This window comes from Vibrio rhodolitus (assembly GCF_003350325.1).
Taxonomy (GTDB): Bacteria; Pseudomonadota; Gammaproteobacteria; order Enterobacterales; family Vibrionaceae; genus Vibrio; species Vibrio rhodolitus.
In genome coordinates this window covers 114513-132099 of sequence record NZ_QLYZ01000013.1, presented here as the reverse complement: position 1 = coordinate 132099, position 17587 = coordinate 114513, and the positions used below count along the sequence as shown (strand labels likewise).

Below are 17587 nucleotides of genomic sequence, written 5' to 3'. Positions count from 1 at the left end.
CAAATCCCCCGAAGGTTCAATGTTGTCGCTGCCGCTCGACTTGCATGTGTTAGGCCTGCCGCCAGCGTTCAATCTGAGCCATGATCAAACTCTTCAATTTAAGATTTTGGTGACTCAATGAATACTGATTACATTACATAGTAATGTTGAATTGACTGTGCCGATACTAAGTATCGAATTGGTCACTCAGTTCATTGAAATCAAATTTGAAGCCTAAGCTTCTAATTGGATTATCATCAACGAGTGCCCACACAGATTGATAGGTTCTTATTTTTAAAGAGCGTTGCTTTGAGAGCTTTCTCAAAGCGGAGGTGAATTCTAACTAGATAATTGAAAGAGTCAAATACTTTTTCAATTCTTTTTACCAGAAGAATCGACCTCTCTGACCATCGCTGAAGCCTTATGGCGTCTGCCCTGTCAGTGGATGCGCATTATAGGGAGTTGAATTTTTCGTGCAAGCCTAATTTGCATTTTTTTCTATAAAAAATGACTAAGTGTGCAAGCATTAATCAACCCGCTTTTGACTCACATTTAACCCCCAACTTATTCAGGTGTTATCACCAAAATCCTGTGCATAACTACTCGTCCGAATCGAAGAAGTAAGAAATTCTCGAGCGTGGATTGAGATACTCTTTCACTTTCTCCGGCAACTTGTTCGGTAAAATCGCGTTAACTATCTTTATTTCCTTTTCTGCCAAATCAATAATCGGCGCTTGTGTCCTTGGAACGGCTGGGTCATAGACCAAGACATTGGGAAAAAGTAAGTTGGCTGAATTTACCGATATCACCATCCCCACCATGTTATTGGATAGCTGCACCACCGTTCCTGGCGGGTAGACCCCCATAAACTTGATCAAGATACTGAGGTTTTCATTGCTATAAAGATGTTTGCAGTTCTTATATAGATGAGAAAGTGCAATATATGGGATCTTCTGCTTCGCACTGATTTGGTTGTGACAGAGGTTGTCATAAGCATTAGCAACCGAAATGATCTGAGTAAACTCATCGATTTCATCTCCTTTCAACCCGGCAGGGTAACCAGAACCATCAAGTAACTCATGATGATCCGCGATTACTCTTAGCGCCGTAGGCGGGAAATTCTCAATACTATTGGCAAGCTCTAAGCCATATTTAGTGTGCAGCTTAAGATAGTTCTGCTCTGGCTCGGTAAGCGGGGTGGCTTTACGGAGTATCGCGGTTGGGATCTTTACTTTACCCATATCATGAAATAGTGCCGCAAATGCCAGTTGTTTTATCCGCTCAGCATCAAAGCGCTTCGCTTTACCAATTAGCATTGCTAGTACCGCGACATTGAGTGAGTGGAAATAGATATCCTCGAACTCACTTTTGCCATTCATCATATGCAAAGTGACATCTTCATTCGCAAGCAACCTATCCACGATGTCTTCTACTAATAAAGAGGCTTCATTAACCGCAAGTTCTGGTCGATTGCGTATCTTTGTCATCACGGCACGCATTCGGGCAAGTGAGCGCTCAAACTCTTTCTCACAATCAACCACTCGTCGACGATAAGCACTCATCCGTTCGATGCGTTGCTGCTTTTCATCCCATAACTGTTTCGCTCGCTTATCCATCGCATCCTGGTTATTCGAATCTTCTTGTTCAACCGCAGGTTTAACTGGCAAAGGTTCACTGTCGCTCTGCTGCATGTTGACGTAGACGTACTTAACCCCAAGATGACGAATGATTCGCACTTGTTCTTGGTTTTTAATCTTGAAGCTATTAAATAGGAAGGGGTGATCATTCCATTTGACTGGCAACCTGATGTGCAAGCCGGGTTGAATACGATCCACCGTGATCTTGATACTTGCCACGCTTGAAAAACTATCCATTAAACAAAACGTGGCACAGTTTAGGTGATTGACTCTATAAAATCACTTTGTCGTTTTATAAGTGAGAAGTTTGATACATTCCGCAACAACTTAGTGGTCGCAATGAAGCATCCAACGTACACCAAACTGATCTTCAACTTTACCAAATCTCGCTCCCCAGAACGTGTCTGCGAGCGGCATCATAATGTGTCCGCCATGGGAGAGTTTGTCGAATAAGCGCGCTTGGTCATCCAGATTATCCATCACTAACGACAGCGCGACATTATTTCCTGCAACCTCATTAACAACCATGCCATCAGACAGCATCAGTTTGAGACCAAATGCTTCAATTTCTGAATGCATGATCCAATCCGGGTTTGCGCCTTCAATCGGTTGAGGCGCATCACGAAAGTACTGTTTAGATAAAACCACGCCTTCAAAACAGCGTGTATAAAACGCTAAAGCCTCTTCGCAACGCCCTGCAAAAAATAGATATGGTGTTAGTTGATACATAGCCGCCCTCTCAAACATATTGTTTTTATTAAGAATAGCTAAGATTCAACAGAAGTAATTAGGACTTTAGTCCTAGTTTAAAAGACGATCAGCCTTACCAATCACTAATTGAGGGGTGAACTCCAGATTGCGTTGCACGGGCTTCCCGGCTAATAGATCCATCAGCACTTGTACTGCCGATTGCGCCATATCATGAATAGGGAAACAGACAGAAGTCACGGCTGGGTAAAGTTCTTTGCATCTCTCAACGCTATCAAAACTGACGATGGAGATGTCTTGCGGTACTTGCAGCCCCTGCTCATGAAGATATTGCATCGCGCCAACCGTCATTTCCTCACTGCAGGAGAAGATTGCCGTCAGTTCGGGATGTCGACCGAGTAGCTTCTGCGTCGCTTCATAGCCACTACGAGAACCATAGTTCCCTTCTTCACACCAAGACTCCGACACTTCGATACCCGCTTTTTGCATCGTATCAAGATAGCCTTGTTTGCGTAGCAAACTATTCTCGCGGCAAGTCGGTCCGGTAATACAACCAATCAGTTTGTGGTTTTGCTTGAGTAGATGCTTGACTGCCATGGTGCTGGCGGTGTGATGGTTAAAGCGAATGCAGCGCTCTTCCAAGCCTTGCACCACTCGATCAAGCAATACAAACGGAGGTTGCTGTTTGGCAAGCTCAATCAAATCTTCATCACTTAAATGGCGGCTATGTAATATATAGCCGTCACAGCGCAAATCATGAAATCGTTCTACCGCGTGTTTTTCACCTTGCTTCGAGTGATGACCTTGTGCGGTGATCAAAAACTTACCATGCAAGTCGAGTTCATTTTGCACTTGCTCCATCATGGCGCCAAAAAAACCACCAGTGTAATAGGTAACAAGTAACCCCATCATATTGCTCGAAGAGGTTGCTAATGAGCGGGCAATTGCACTAGGACGATAGTTAAGCTCTGCCATCGCTTGCTCAACTTTTTTCCTCGTCTCTTCTTTAAACTTTCCTTCACCATTAATGATCCTTGAAACTGTCGAGCGGTTTACGCCTGCCAGAGCGGCGACATCTTTGATCCTTGCCATGTAACCTTCATTAATCGTATTGAGAAAAAGAAAAAAGCTGCCAGTTACCAAACGTTAGGGGGAAATGAAACTGACAGCTGTGATGATACACAGGGATAATGCTACAAATAAGCGAGTTCAGAGTAATCCGTGACTTGGATATCACGCTCTAAGAGAAAAGCGCGCAATTCAGCAGAGGTTAAGGTCTCCAACTCTTGCTCTCTTTGAGCAAGGTAGCTGCTTTGAGATGTTAATTGCTCATCAACAAAAGCAGGGTGGCACATCACCTCTAAGACTTCGCATTGTGATTCAAAATCGATGAGCAACTGTTTTATATCTGCAATCGCGATCTTGTCATCGTAAAAGCGGGCGGTGAATTTATAACGTTCATCCACCGCTGCGCTATCGACCAAACCAAGCTCACGAACTGGAACGGCAAATTGCTTTGCCACTCGGCGCACCGCTGGCTCAACTTGCGGATGCGTATGCGCGTGATGATGACCATCAATATGACTAAGCTTTAGACCAAGCGACAAATAGTGTTCAACTTGCGCTAACACTTCTTGATAGACGGCATCTGAATCAAAATCTTGTTGCTGCCAAAACCCCGGAATAGAGGGGAAAAGACCACGTTCATCAATCAGCGATGGATGATTGGTTAACGGCTTACCTGCCGTGAATCTCAAATGAAGACCCACTTTCAGTTCAGGCATGCTAGCAGCCAACTGTACTGCATGCGCTTCACCGGGCATATTAACCATCAATGTGGTGGAACGAACAACGCCTTGACGAAAAGCAGCGGCAATTCCGTTATTCACCCCTTCCGTTAAACCAAAGTCGTCCGCATTAAAAATTACTTTCATCTTTTCCCCAATTCAATTCCGTTTTCATTGCCGGTTTAAAGTGTCGTCAGCTTAAACTGCGGCAAGTACTGCGCATTGTCGCGCAAGATATCGTTTAAAATCGCTTTCGCTCGTTTGATATCTGGTACTAGCGGGTTATTCGCCAACGCCATCAGTGCCTTGTCATAATCACCAAAGACCGCAGCTTCAATCGCCAACTGCTCATACGCTTTCACTTGATGCAATAAACCTAGAACATTGGCAGACAACTGACCGACCGCAACTGGCTTCGCTCCCCAATTCCCCACCACAGCACTACACTCAATCACCGCATCATCTGGCAAGGTATTGATCGCACCATTATTGGGCACATTGACCACATGAATCCCATTACGGTTGTTGTAGATAGCGTCCACTAAGTTAAGTGACGCGTCGGAATAGTAAGCTCCACCACGCTCTTCTAGCTCTTTCGGCTTCACATCAAGATTAACATCTTGATAAAGCTTAAATAGAGAGTCTTCCGTCGCCATCACTTGCTCAGCACGCGTCCCTTTCTGTGCCGCACTTTCTTTCTCTTCTGCCAACATGGCATCGGTTTGATAGAAATAGCGATGATAAGGACATGGTATAGCGCCAAGTGCTTGCAAAAAGTCAGGGTCCCACGGCTCTTCGAAGATATTCTTCATACTGAAGTTGGCACCATCACCCACTTTTTCAATCACCGTCTTGGTAATATCTTCGCCATGCAGCCAAGCTTTATGTACCCACACTAAATGGTTGAGACCCGCAAACTCAAGCTGTAGCGCCTCTGGCTCACAGTCCATCATTTCCGCCACCATCATTCGCATCGACACTGGCACATTACACAGACCAATACTCTTCACTTGGGTATGCTTATTTACGGCCTCAGAAACTAGACCGGCTGGGTTGGTAAAATTCAACATCCAAGCATTGGGCGCAAGCTCTTCGATATCTTTACAAATATCGAGGATCACTGGGATTGTGCGTAAGGCTTTGGCAAACCCGCCAGGACCTGTAGTCTCTTGCCCAATGACATCATATTTCAGCGGAATACGCTCATCACTGGCGCGTGCTTTTAAACCGCCAACACGAAATTGCGTCATCACAAAATCGGCATCTTTGATCGCTTCGCGGCGATCGGTGCTGGCTTTGATTTCAATCTCAGCCCCCACCTTGTTGACCATACGTGTTGCCAACGCACGAATGATTTCCAGTTTCTCTTTACCCGCATCAATATCCACTAAGTGAATCTCACGCACAGGTAAAAACTCGCGTCGCTTAATCACACCTTCAATAAGCTCAGGCGTATAGCTACTACCACCGCCAATAATGGCGAGTTTGAGTGCTCCTCTTGCCATATTACTACTCCACTATCCAACAGACTTCTGATGTAGGGCGACGATTTCAGTCGCCAGTTCATGGGCAAGAATGGTTGTCATCAGGTGATCTTGTGCATGCACCATAACCAAGGTCATCGGCACCTTTCCTTGACCTTCATCGGCTTCAATAAGCTGAGTTTGCATCAAGTGCGCCTTATTTAAGCACTCTTTACCCAGCGCCAACTTCTCTTCTGCTTGGCTGAAATCATCATGGCGAGCAAGCTTAAGCGCTTCGTAACACAAACTTCTTGCCTCACCCGCGTTACAGATAATTTCCATCACAACCATTTCTTGATCCATGTTCCCTCCCGAAATACAAAACAGTAAAAAATAATCAAATTATGCGGTCACACCTTGACCTGACGCTTGTGACTCCGAAGCTTTTTCCTCGACTGGTTTTTCTTCTGCCAGCACCTGTTTTTCAAACATTTTGAAGAATGGCAGGTAAAGGAAAATATCGAGAATCATCAGAGCAATAACCAATAACACTGGAGCAAATGTCCAACCACTACCCCAAGAGGCACCAATGATTGCCGGAGTTGTCCAAGGTGTGGTTGCAACGCCCATCCCCACTAAACCAGCGTGAACGGCAAAGTAAGCGATGGTGGCGTTAATCACAGGCACGAGCAAAAACGGTAGGAATAGCGTTGGGTTTAATACCAGTGGCGTACCAAAAATAACGGGTTCATTGATCTGGAAGAAACCCGGCACCACACTCATACGACCGATACTCTTTAAGTGTGCAGAACGGCTAAATGCCATCAGCAATACCAAGGCAAACGTTGCACCTGAACCACCAAGGAAGATGTAGAAATCCCAGAAAGGTTGCGTGAAGATATTTGGAATTGGCTCACCAGCGATAAACGCTTCAGTGTTAGCACCGATATTAGTCAGGAAGATTGGCGACAATAGACCAACCACAATCGCCGCGCCGTGGATACCTGCAAACCAAAGCAACTGACACAGCAAAAGTGCACCAATGATGGCAGGCAGTGAGTTTGAAGCGCTTACCAAAGGTTTGAAGGCTTCCAGAATAAGATCTGGGATTAACATGCCAAACTGTGCTTGCACGAAAATGCTGAGTGGGTAAAGGGTCATAAACACAGCAAGAACAGGGATCATCACTTCAAATGAACGCGCAATAGCTGGCGGCACTTGCTCTGGCATACGAATCGTTACATTGTTCTTTTTCAAGAAGCGGTATAGCTCAACGGCAAAAAATGCCGATAATACGCCCGTAAATACCCCGGTTCCGCCCATATGTTGCGTAGGTAACCCGCCATCTTTTAGCGGTGAAGCCACCAGCAGGTATGACATCAATGCGAGCGCTGCGCTAGTAATACCATCCATTTTATGTGCTTTGGCTAAGCTATAAGCGACCCCTAAGGTTATGAAGATGGTCATGATCCCCATCGACATATTGAACGGCATCATGATGGTGTCAAAATGGGTTGATGCAAAATCCAACCAAGCACGACCAAATGCGTTTTTCGTATCTGGGTCAAATGGTGGAAAAGCAAAAATCAAAATAAAACTACCGACAATAATAAACGGAATCGAAACAATAAATCCGTCTCGCATCGCTCTCACGTGAGGTTGGTTACCCACTTTCACAGCCAGTGGCGCTATATATTTTTCGACAAATCCTAATATCGAATCATAAAGCTTCATAGTGTCTATCCTTATTTTTGGCATAAGAAAGCCCACACCATTAATAAATAAAAATGGCGTAAATACTTTCTATTAAATATTTTAGCTTTTAACTAATTTAAAATAATTTAGCTAATCAGTTCTAGTGCCTGATCCAGCACGGCATCGCCTTTCATCATTCCATAGTCTTGTGGTGAGATTGCCGCAATGTTCTTGCCATGCTCATCGGCAACCTTCTTTAATTCGTCTAATTGAAAACGTACTTGTGGACCAAGCAAACACACATCGTATTCACTAATCGCTTCGTTAAAAGCACTCACTGATAACGCTTCAATTTGGCATTCTAGCCCTCTGTTTGCTGCAGCCTGTTCCATCTTCTTAACTAACATGCTCGTCGACATACCAGCGCTACAACACAATAAAATCTTCTTCATCACCCAGCTCCATTGTTGGTTATTTATCAACCTGACAAAACTGTAGCAAAAATGAACAGATCAAAAAAGCGCAACCGGTTGCGTTAAGCGTGAACAAAATCCCATTTTCGCACATTGAGCACTCATCAAAATGGAAGAAACACTCTATATGATAGAGAAAGAAATTAATAATTAGTTGCTAGTGACAATTTTGACATCGATATAAATATTATATTTACATGAAAACAGGAAAGGATAAATAAAGGTACAAATGCACCTTTATTTAATTGATTAACGAGTCGCTTCTAATGTGAAGGTATAATGCTCTTGATTATAATAAATGTCTGATGCTTCAAACGGTTGACCGGACTCCAGTTGTGCAATGCTGTGTGCGCATAAAACTGGCTCGTCACGTTTAAGCCCCAACAATGTGCGCACCTCTTCCGACGGCAACTCGGCACGAATGCGCTTTTGACTACCACCGACCTTCTGCCCTTTTTCTGCTAAGTAGCTATATTTGGAACTGTTGAGGTGATGAGCTTGTAAATCTGCAAACATTGGCTCAGCCAACATATAAGAAGATTCAAACACAAACGGGATTTCCCCCACCAAACGCAGCCGCTTCATATACCAAACCAAACTACCAGGCTCTAAACCCAGTTCTTGAACAATATGAGCTGGCGCTTCCATCTTCTCGAGATGGAGAAGTTTATTGCTAATGGGCGAGTTAAGCGAGGTCGCCACTTCACTAGAGGTTAAGTGCTTATCCAGTGGCAAAGCCATCTTAAGCTCTTGGGTTGGCTGGCAGATAAATGTACCGCGTCCACGCTGCCTTTCCACCACGCCTTGGCGAACCAAATAGTCGACTGCTTTGCGCGCTGTCATTCGCGATACTTGGTATTGCTCAGCCAAAACCGTTTCCGATGGAATTGAGTCACCAGGATGCAAGATCCCTTGCTCAATCTGCTGAGTCAAAATGCGCTCTATTTGGAGATAGATAGGAACATGAGATTCTTTGTCTATCATGCGTTACCCCTTGTTTGTAGACGGCTTATCCTATCTTGCAGCACTTGAATACACAACTATACAACCGCTATTAATGAGAATGTTAATTAAAGTTAAATCATTTCGTGATTGATGCCGCATCATAACTGGTTAGTGATTAACCTCACACAAAAAGTATAGTTGTATAGACAACTATACTTAAAAATCATTTAATCGCCTCCATAATAACAATGATGATATGGAGATATCACTCGATGAAACACTTAGGCTCTAAGCTGCAAGACCTAGGAAAAGCGTTGATGATGCCGATTTCGGTTATCGCCGCCGCGGGTATTTTCCTAGGCTTAGCCGCCGCCCTACAAAACCCGAACATCACTGGACAATCATTCAACCAGCTTGAAGCGGTTCAATTGGTTCTTGGGTTTATCCGTAAAGTTGCTGGCTCTCTGTTCGGCAATCTACCGCTCTTCTTTGCTGTTGCTGCTGCTATCGGCCTAGCAAAACAAGAGAAACCAACCGCAGCATTTGCGGCAATTATTGGTTTTATCTCAATGCACGTGGGGGTGAACTACTCACTACTTGCACAGGGATTAACACCAGAAACCACCTCGGTTGCTTACCTTGTCGCACAAGGCATGGATAAAACCGCTGCAATGATGTTTGCCGCTGAATTTGGTAATACGCTAGGTATCTTCTCTTACCATATGAGCGTGCTAGGTGGTGTGATTGCAGGTCTTGTCACCGTTGCGCTACACAACCGTTTCTACACTATTGTGTTACCAACTGCGATTAACTTCTTTGGCGGACGTCGTTTTGTACCGATCATTACCGTCGTTGTGCTGCCACTGGTGGGTGTAGCGATGTCGCTAATTTGGCCAACCATTGGTGCTGCGATTGCGAAAATTGGTGAGTTCATTGGCCAAGCAGGCAGCTTTGGTACCTTCCTATTTGCTTTTGCTGAGCGTCTACTGATCCCAACTGGTTTGCACCATATTCTAAATGAAACGGTACGCTTTACGCCTATTGGTGGTATTGCCAACGTAGACGGTGAAAGTGTGGTTGGTGCATTGAGCATCTTTAACTATGCCCTCACTCACCCAGGCAGCATTGACAACGAGATCGTCAAAGAAGCCACGCGCTTCCTAGCACAAGGCAAGATTCCTGTGATGATGTTTGCACTACCAGGTGCAGCGCTTGCGATGTACCACTGCGCACGTGATGAACACAAAACTCGCGTTAAAGCCCTTGTGATTGCTGGCGCTCTCGCTTCTTTCACTACAGGTATCACCGAGCCACTAGAGTTTAGCTTTATCTTTGTCAGCCCATTGCTGTTTATCTTCCACGCCATTATGACCGGTTTATCTTTCGCCTTGATGCATGTCTTTGGCGTCATGATCGGCAACGTACAAGGCGGAGTGATTGACCTATTTGTATTCGGTGTTCTTGGCGGTGCGCAAACTCAATGGTGGTTCGCAGTTCTCGTCGGCGCTTGTTACTTCCCTATCTACTACTTAGTTTTCCGCACGGTGATCACGCGCTTCAATGTCGCAACACCAGGTCGTGAAAAAGAGGAAACCAGCACTGAGATGGTCGGCGATGCATCAGAGCAAGCAACCCGCATCATCGAAGGTCTGGGTGGTTCAAGCAACATCCAACTGGTTGATAACTGCTTCACTCGTCTGCGTGTGAAAGTTAACGATATCAGCAAAGTTAAAGACGACTTTCTAAAAACAACCGGCGCCTCAGGCGTTAAGCGAGCAAGCGATGTGGATGTACAAGTTATCTACGGTCCACAAGTAGAAAGCATCGCTAACGATGTAAAAAAAGCACTCGCAATTTAATCCATTTTAATTATCGCCCCTGCGTGGCAGGGGCTATTTCCCAGATTTGATTTAAGGTAGAAGTAAGATGAAAAAAGCATTCAATATTGTTCTTGTCGGTGGCGGTTCAACTTGGACACCAGGTCTATTAAAAGCACTATGTAAACGTAAAGACACCTTCCCATTAAACCGCTTAGTGATGTTTGATGTGAATGCTGAGCGTCAGGAAACCATTGGTGAATATGCCAAGCTACTTTTCTCTGAGGATTACCCAGAGCTTGAGTTTGAATACACCACTGATGTCAACGTTGCGTATAAAGATGTCGATTTCGTACTGTGCCAAATGCGTACTGGCGGCTACGAAATGCGTGAAAAAGACGAAAAGATCCCACTCTCTTTAGGCATTATCGGTCAAGAAACTTGTGGTCCTGGTGGTTTCGCTTACGGCATGCGCTCAATTGGCGACATGATCCAAATGGTTGAAGATGTGCGTGAACGCTCACCACAAGCTTGGATCTTAAACTACACCAACCCAGCCGCAATCGTGGCGGATGCCCTGAAAAAACGCTTTCCACACGACGATCGTATTCTCAACATCTGTGATCAACCAGTGAACCTACTTCGCTCGTACGGTCGCCTGCTTAATGTAGATCCAAATGAATTTGATCCTGTGTACTTTGGTCTAAACCACTTTGGTTGGTTCACGCATCTATACAACCAGCAAGGTGAAGATCTAGCGCCAAAACTGAAAGCCTACATCGCAGAAAATGGCTTTATTCCAGTAGACGCTGAGCAGCGCGATCAATCTTGGTTAGACACTTACGCCGCTGTGGCAGACATGCTACGTGACTTCCCAGATTATCTGCCAAACACGTATCTACAATACTACCTATACCCAGAGTACAAACTGTCTAAACTGGATCCTGAGTTTACCCGTGCTAACGAAGTCATGAACGGTCGTGAAAAGCGCGTATTTGACGAGTGTCGTCAAGCGGTTCTCGATGGCACAACCAAGAACTCAAGCGTGGTACACAACGATGCACATGGCGATATGATCGTTGAAGTAGCAGAATCAATTGCCTTTAACCAAAAGCGTAAGTTTGTGGTGATCTTAGAAAACAACGGTCTAGTGGCAAACCTAGACAACGACGTGATGGTTGAGGTGACAGCAGAGCTTGGCATCAACGGTCCGCGTCCATACGGTGTGGGTAAGATCCCTACTTTCTACAAAGGCATGATCGAAAACCAATTTGCCTACGAGCGTCTAACAGTGGAAGCTTGGTTTGAGGGTTCATACACCAAAGCTCTACAAGCGCTAACACTAAACCGCACAGTAGGTGATGCGAAGAAAGCTCGTAAAGTGCTCGATGCACTGATTGAAGCTAACAAAGGTTACTGGCCAGAACTGGCGTAATAGCCCCCCTAACCCGCGATAGTTACTTCCCCCCTATAGGCTATCGCGGAGATAAGCTCCTGCAACCCTAAATGCTAGCAACAGCATTTAGGGTTGTTTATTTCTACTTTCGATACTTCTTTTCATTCCCTCAATATCCATTAAGAATGCCGCTGACAGCTCAGGTTTATTGTTACTGTCTGAAGATTCGGAGTTGAGGTAAAAATGATCAAGTTGTTCAATCAGCCAATCGCGAGCAAATAACAACGGAACAAAAATAGAGACGCGATCGGTTTGCACTATGCTGCCATCTTCCAGTGTCACTTCATAAACTTTGGCGGAAATGATCCCGACTAACTCCGCATCAGGGTTATATACCCCACCACCACTCATGCCTGATTGCACAGGTGCATCCACAATACTGGCAGGACATTGCTCAAACAACTCATGCTCAGACAGGTAGATATCGCGATAGTAACGTCCTTGACCAATCAGAGTCTTGCCATCGCGGTCTTTACCCACAGTAGTCACAATCTGGTTAGAAAAGATAATACCTAAAGTTGGCAAGGGCTTGTTGCGATTATCTTGTCGGATTAAAGCTAAATCACAGGAGGGATGGTAAGCAATCACCTTGCTAAAATCCAGCTCAGCCACATGCTTTGCTGTTAAGCTCACCTCTTCGGTAAGTGGAACTGCAGTGCCATGCCCTGCCGCGACATAGGGAATGCCTAAGGGAAGATAATCAACATAAGGCACGTTGTTATCTGCTTGCTCGAGCTTACCATTTGATAAAGTACAGCCTTGCACTATTAGTATCAAAGCTAGAATAAACCATATCCGCCTGCGCATCAGTCTCTGCCCAATTTTGCTACATGATTCAACTGTAGTTAGTGATTAAATCATCAACAAATACTGAGCAAAAATCACATCGATTGAGTTATTAGCCAGCTCATACCTTGCAGTGACGCTCACCACTTAGTTGGTTACAAAGACTAATTAATACATTACTCATTTGTGACTATTACGTGGTTTATTTCACTCATTAGAAAGCATTATAAGCCTCTCTAACCCTGCATAGCTGAGGCAAACAATGAAGGTAGCATTAATTGGATTGGGGGATATCGCGACTAAAGCGTATTTACCGGTATTAAGCCAGATAGAAGGAATTGAGCTGGTGCTGTGCACGCGCAATGCACAAGTGCTAAACACCCTAGCCAAACAATATCGGATACAAGCCTGTGTAACCGATTATCAGCAGCTACCCGCTCTTAATATTGATGCAGTGATGATCCATTCGGCAACGAGCACCCATTTTGCCATTGCTTCCTATTTCTTAAACCAGCGCATCGCCACATTTGTCGATAAGCCTTTAGCGGACAACTATGCGCATGTCGAAAAGCTCTATGAACTGGCAGAACAGCAAGGCGTGCCCCTTTATATCGGCTTTAACCGTCGCCACATCCCCTTGTATAACCAGCACTTACCTAAGCTGCAGCAAGGTGATACAACTGACGTGCTGAGTTTTCGCTGGGAGAAAAACCGCTTCCAACTGCCTGGTGAACTTAATACTTTCATTTTCGATGATTTTATTCATCCCTTAGATAGCATTAACGTTTGTGGCAAAGCGAATTTAGAAGACGTCTATGTCACATCGCAGCGGCAAGGCTCTCAACTAGCAAGACTGGATGTGCAATGGCAGCAAGGCAATACCATTTTGCATGCTTCGATGAATCGTCTGTTTGGCACCACTTGCGAGCGAGTACAAATTTGCCTAGCAAACCAGAGTTATGAGTTCGATTCATTTGTGTCAGGCATACAGCTAAGCGAGGACCGCGAGATAAAGCTCGTGCAAAAGGACTGGACACCAATGTTAAAAGGCAAAGGTTTTTACGCCATGGTGGACGATTGGTTTAACGTGGTCAAAGCCAATAAGCTCGACAGTAAAGTGATTGCACGTAACCTTGCTAGCCATCAGTTAGCCGAGTTGCTTTACCAAAAAATTCGTCAGGAAATGAGCGTTTAACTTTTACGCTAAAAGCTTATATCCCCTCACGACCTTGTCTGAGGGGATTGATCACGCAAGGAAACAGCAAAAAAATCGAGTGGATTAAAGCTTGAAGATGATTTTTATGATCGCGTTGGCAGTACGCAAATCTTCATCACTCACTCCCTCGAGTCGGCTCTGATAGCGAGAATAGGCAACCAAGTCTTTTTCCTTGTGATGATCAAACACCACCATGCCTTTTTCAGTTAAGATCAATCGCTGCTTGCGCTTATCGTCTGGATGCTCGGTTCGATCAATCAAGCCAAGCTCCGCCAGCTTATTCAAGGTTTGCGATATCGCGCCTTTAGTTTTGTAGGTCACTGAGACAATATCTGACGCGGTGACGATATCGTGTCGGCCAATATAATCAATTATATGTACTTCATGCACTAGCAAGCTGTCTTCCGTTCCATATGGTCGACTGATCTTGCCGTACGCAGAAATTTTGTCTGCGACAATATTGAGCGTGTCCATCAAATGGCTGATTTCTGTTAGATCCTTCATCAACTCTCACTTTTTAATTAATTTTCAGCAATGGCATTGGTTACCTCACCGTAGCGAATAACGCCGATATGGACGATAAAACTGCCGCCAATTGAGCAAACACCAAATCCTCTAACTGACTATCAGAATGAGTATTTTGTAATAACGCAGGCAATGTAATCGTTTTATCCACCAGCGACAATCCCTCTATATTGATGATTCTACTTATCTTTGATTAGCAGAAACACTTGAGTTTGTTAACACGCGTAAGTTGATATGCATCGAGAGTTAACACTCATCAATAACCATGTGAACGGTCAAATGTTAACCCGATCACGCTTCAATAGTTTATTTAGAGTTCTATCACTAAATAGGTATTGAGGCTTTGCTCATTTAGTTTAGTGATTATACCATTTTAGTGTAGTCACTAAACCATTTAATCCAATATAAATGAGTAAAAAAATATGTGGAAAAAACTAGAACCCTACCGCTCGTCAATCGTTTTGTTGCTCGCTCTTGTTGCTGGTGCAACACTTGGCATCGTATCTCCTGAACTTGCGCTAAAAGTTAAGCCTATCGGGCAAATTTTCTTAAACCTTTTATTTATGATCATCGTGCCTCTAGTGGGCATTAGCGTAATGTCATCCATTGCTGAAATGACTGACCTTAAGAAACTAGGCAAACTGCTTGGTCTAGTATTGGTTGTTTCAATCACTATGGCAGCAATCCCGGCTCTAGGCATCATCGGTGTTGCGTCTATCTTCGATCCTGCACAAGGCGTAGTTATTGACCTGAACGAGAAGTTCACTGGCGGTCAAGGTGGCATGGACTTCGTAAGCATGTTCACAACTAACGATTTCGTTGGTCTGCTATCTAAATCAAACATCCTTGCACTGATCATCATGTCTGTTCTTGGCGGTATTGCGATTGGTCAAGCCGGTGAACGTGGCAAAGTGATCGCTGAGCTACTAAAGAGCGCGAACGAAGTCGTAATGAACATCGTTGGCCTTATCATGAAAGGTGCACCACTAGGTCTTGGCGCATTCTTCGCAGCAACTATGGCTGAGCAAGACACTGAACTACTAAGCACATTCGCTAGCGCATCTATCCTGTTCTTCGTAACAGCAGCAATTTACTTCGTTATTGGCTCAGTTGTTTACTCATACATCGGTGGTGGCGTAAAAGGCGTGAAAGCTTTCTGGAAAAACGCAGCAGAGCCTTCAATCACAGCACTAGGTACTTGTTCTTCTCTAGGTACGCTACCGGTAACGATTCGCGCGGCGAAAAACATGGGTATCAAAGAAGAGATCGCTGATATCTGTCTACCGCTACTGGTGAACCTAAACAAAGGTGGCGTAGCGATGATTGCTGCACTGAAGATTGTCTTCATCTACGCAGTACTGGGCATGCCTTTCACATTCGACGTATTCGTTACCACTATGATCATCGCTGTTCTATCAGCAATCATCGTAGGCGGCGTACCTGGTGGTGCTTTCCTAGGTGAGATCTTCATCGTAACCACACTAGGTCTACCACTAGAAGTAATCCCAATGTTGGTAGTAATCGGCACCATCACTGATGCACCAGCAACACTACTAAACGTGATTCACGACCTAAACGCGACGCAAATCGTCGAGCGTTTCATGGGCAAAAAAGAAGCACAAACACAACAAAACACAGAACAGCAGTTAGCATAATAAATACAAAGAGAGTTATCTTATGACTAGTAAAAACATGGAAACCAAATTAGTAACCGCAGGTCGTAAACCACGCTTTCTGCAAGGTTCAGTAAACCCAGTTATTCAACGTGCATCGTCTCTAGTATTTGAAAGTGTGCAACAGAAGAAACACGCAACGGCAAACCGCGCGAAAGGCGAGCTGTTCTACGGTCGCCGTGGCACTCTTACTCACTTTGCTCTGCAAGATGCAATGTGTGAGCTAGAAGGTGGCGCGGGTTGTTACCTATACCCATGTGGTGCAGCGGCTGTTTCTAACTCGATTCTAGCCTTCGTTGAGTCTGGCGACCACGTTCTAATGACTGGTGCCGCGTACGAACCAACCCAAGATTTCTGTAACATCGTACTGAAAGATATGGGCGTTTCGACCACTTACTATGACCCAAGTGTGGGCGAAAAGATAGCTGAGCTAGTACAAGACAATACCAAAGTGGTTTTCCTTGAGTCACCAAGCTCAATCACGATGGAAGTACAAGACATCCCAGGGATTGTGAAAGCAATTCGCGCTATCAATGAAGAGATCATCATCATGATCGATAACACTTGGGCTGCGGGTATCCTATTCCCTGCACTTGAGTACGGCATCGATATCTCTATCCAAGCGGGTACTAAGTACATCATCGGTCACTCAGATGCGATGCTAGGTACTGCAGTGAGTAACGAACGTTGCTGGGATCGCCTAAGAGAGCGCTCTTACCTAATGGGTCAAATGGTGGATGCCGATACTGCTTACGTTGCCTCTCGCGGTCTACGTACTATGGGTATTCGTCTTGCTCAACACGAGAAAGCAAGTATCGAAGTGGCTCGCTGGCTAGCGGAACGCCCAGAAGTAGCAGTGGTTAACCACCCTGCACTACCAAGCTGTAAAGGTCATGAGTTCTACGTTCGTGACTTCAAAGGCTGTAACGGTCTATTTAGCTTCGTACTCAACAAGAAGCTATCGCAAGAAGAGCTAGAGCTGTACTTGGATAACTTTAAGCACTTCTCTATGGCTTACTCATGGGGCGGCTTCGAGTCACTGATTCTAGCCAACCAACCTGAAGAGCTTAATGCTATTCGCCCAGCAAACCCTGTAGACTTTGAAGGTACGTTGATTCGTATCCACGTTGGTCTAGAAAATGTGGGTGACCTAATCGAAGACCTAGAAGCAGGCTTTGACCGCATCTACAAATAATCGCTAGATTAACTCTTTCAAGCCTCGACTCTGTCGGGGCTTTTTTGTATCACGCAATAGGCAAGTAATACCCTTGCTAGCTCGCTCTAGTTGAATTTCATTTCCTTCAGTTTTTACATCCCTTATAAACTCAATGACGTCACGCCGGATATTGAATTTCACTAATTTTCAAATGCCCAAAACGACGAAAGGTCGCTATAAAAGCGACCTTTCTAAATATGGGACCTGTGGT

The 17587-nt window shown here is 44.8% G+C and carries 16 protein-coding genes; 5 read left to right on the top strand and 11 right to left on the bottom strand.

The window, feature by feature from the left end; all coding sequences use genetic code 11:
- Positions 1-578: 578 nt before the first annotated feature.
- The 9 genes from DPF93_RS13535 to DPF93_RS13495 form a co-directional block, all read right to left on the bottom strand.
- Positions 579-1835 carry a cyclic di-GMP phosphodiesterase gene (locus DPF93_RS13535; protein WP_114766662.1) on the bottom strand — a complete coding sequence of 419 codons (1257 nt, stop codon included), beginning with the start codon at positions 1833-1835 and terminating at the stop codon, positions 579-581.
- A gap of 108 nt (positions 1836-1943) precedes the next feature.
- Positions 1944-2345: a VOC family protein gene (locus DPF93_RS13530; protein ID WP_114766654.1), complete on the bottom strand. Its 402-nt coding sequence runs from the start codon at positions 2343-2345 to the stop codon at positions 1944-1946.
- Positions 2346-2417: 72 nt separating this feature from the next.
- On the bottom strand, positions 2418-3416 hold the full coding sequence (locus DPF93_RS13525) for a LacI family DNA-binding transcriptional regulator (protein ID WP_114766653.1): 999 nt from the start codon (positions 3414-3416) through the stop codon (positions 2418-2420).
- 101 nt (positions 3417-3517) lie between these two features.
- Positions 3518-4258 carry a chitin disaccharide deacetylase gene (gene chbG, locus DPF93_RS13520; RefSeq protein WP_114766652.1) on the bottom strand — a complete coding sequence of 247 codons (741 nt, stop codon included), beginning with the start codon at positions 4256-4258 and terminating at the stop codon, positions 3518-3520.
- Positions 4259-4293: 35 nt separating this feature from the next.
- Complete coding sequence (locus DPF93_RS13515) at positions 4294-5616, bottom strand: 6-phospho-beta-glucosidase (protein ID WP_114766651.1); 1323 nt, start codon at positions 5614-5616, stop codon at positions 4294-4296.
- Between the two features lie 12 nt (positions 5617-5628).
- A complete protein-coding gene (locus DPF93_RS13510; RefSeq protein WP_114766650.1) occupies positions 5629-5937 on the bottom strand; it encodes a PTS lactose/cellobiose transporter subunit IIA in 309 nt (102 codons plus the stop codon).
- Positions 5938-5976: 39 nt separating this feature from the next.
- The gene (locus DPF93_RS13505) at positions 5977-7308 is read right to left on the bottom strand and encodes a PTS sugar transporter subunit IIC (RefSeq protein WP_164675365.1); all 1332 of its coding nucleotides are present in this window, start codon (positions 7306-7308) and stop codon (positions 5977-5979) included.
- Between the two features lie 107 nt (positions 7309-7415).
- Positions 7416-7721, bottom strand: a complete 306-nt coding sequence (locus DPF93_RS13500; RefSeq protein WP_114766649.1) for a PTS sugar transporter subunit IIB — start codon at positions 7719-7721, stop codon at positions 7416-7418.
- 270 nt (positions 7722-7991) lie between these two features.
- Positions 7992-8726 carry a GntR family transcriptional regulator gene (locus tag DPF93_RS13495; RefSeq protein ID WP_114766648.1) on the bottom strand — a complete coding sequence of 245 codons (735 nt, stop codon included), beginning with the start codon at positions 8724-8726 and terminating at the stop codon, positions 7992-7994.
- A gap of 233 nt (positions 8727-8959) precedes the next feature.
- Here DPF93_RS13495 and DPF93_RS13490 point away from each other — a divergent pair, with 233 nt between their 5' ends.
- Positions 8960-10546 carry a PTS transporter subunit EIIC gene (locus DPF93_RS13490; RefSeq protein WP_114766647.1) on the top strand — a complete coding sequence of 529 codons (1587 nt, stop codon included), beginning with the start codon at positions 8960-8962 and terminating at the stop codon, positions 10544-10546.
- Between the two features lie 67 nt (positions 10547-10613).
- On the top strand, positions 10614-11939 hold the full coding sequence (locus tag DPF93_RS13485; RefSeq protein WP_114766646.1) for a 6-phospho-alpha-glucosidase: 1326 nt from the start codon (positions 10614-10616) through the stop codon (positions 11937-11939).
- Positions 11940-12026: 87 nt separating this feature from the next.
- On the opposite strand, the gene DPF93_RS13480 is transcribed toward DPF93_RS13485, so the two are convergent.
- Entirely contained in the window at positions 12027-12737 is a 711-nt protein-coding gene (locus DPF93_RS13480) for a serine protease (RefSeq protein ID WP_244204724.1), read from the bottom strand.
- 271 nt (positions 12738-13008) lie between these two features.
- Here DPF93_RS13480 and DPF93_RS13475 point away from each other — a divergent pair, with 271 nt between their 5' ends.
- Entirely contained in the window at positions 13009-13941 is a 933-nt protein-coding gene (locus DPF93_RS13475) for a Gfo/Idh/MocA family protein (RefSeq protein WP_114766644.1), read from the top strand.
- 84 nt (positions 13942-14025) lie between these two features.
- Here the strand turns inward: DPF93_RS13475 and DPF93_RS13470 are convergent, their stop codons facing one another.
- Positions 14026-14466, bottom strand: coding sequence for a MarR family winged helix-turn-helix transcriptional regulator (locus DPF93_RS13470; RefSeq protein ID WP_114766643.1), 441 nt, complete (start codon positions 14464-14466; stop codon positions 14026-14028).
- Between the two features lie 443 nt (positions 14467-14909).
- On the opposite strand from DPF93_RS13470, the gene DPF93_RS13465 reads away from it, so the two are divergent.
- Both DPF93_RS13465 and metC read left to right on the top strand, forming a co-directional pair.
- Complete coding sequence (locus DPF93_RS13465; RefSeq protein WP_075652295.1) at positions 14910-16142, top strand: dicarboxylate/amino acid:cation symporter; 1233 nt, start codon at positions 14910-14912, stop codon at positions 16140-16142.
- A gap of 22 nt (positions 16143-16164) precedes the next feature.
- Positions 16165-17355, top strand: a complete 1191-nt coding sequence (gene metC / locus DPF93_RS13460) for a cystathionine beta-lyase (RefSeq protein WP_114766642.1) — start codon at positions 16165-16167, stop codon at positions 17353-17355.
- Positions 17356-17587: the final 232 nt, after the last annotated feature.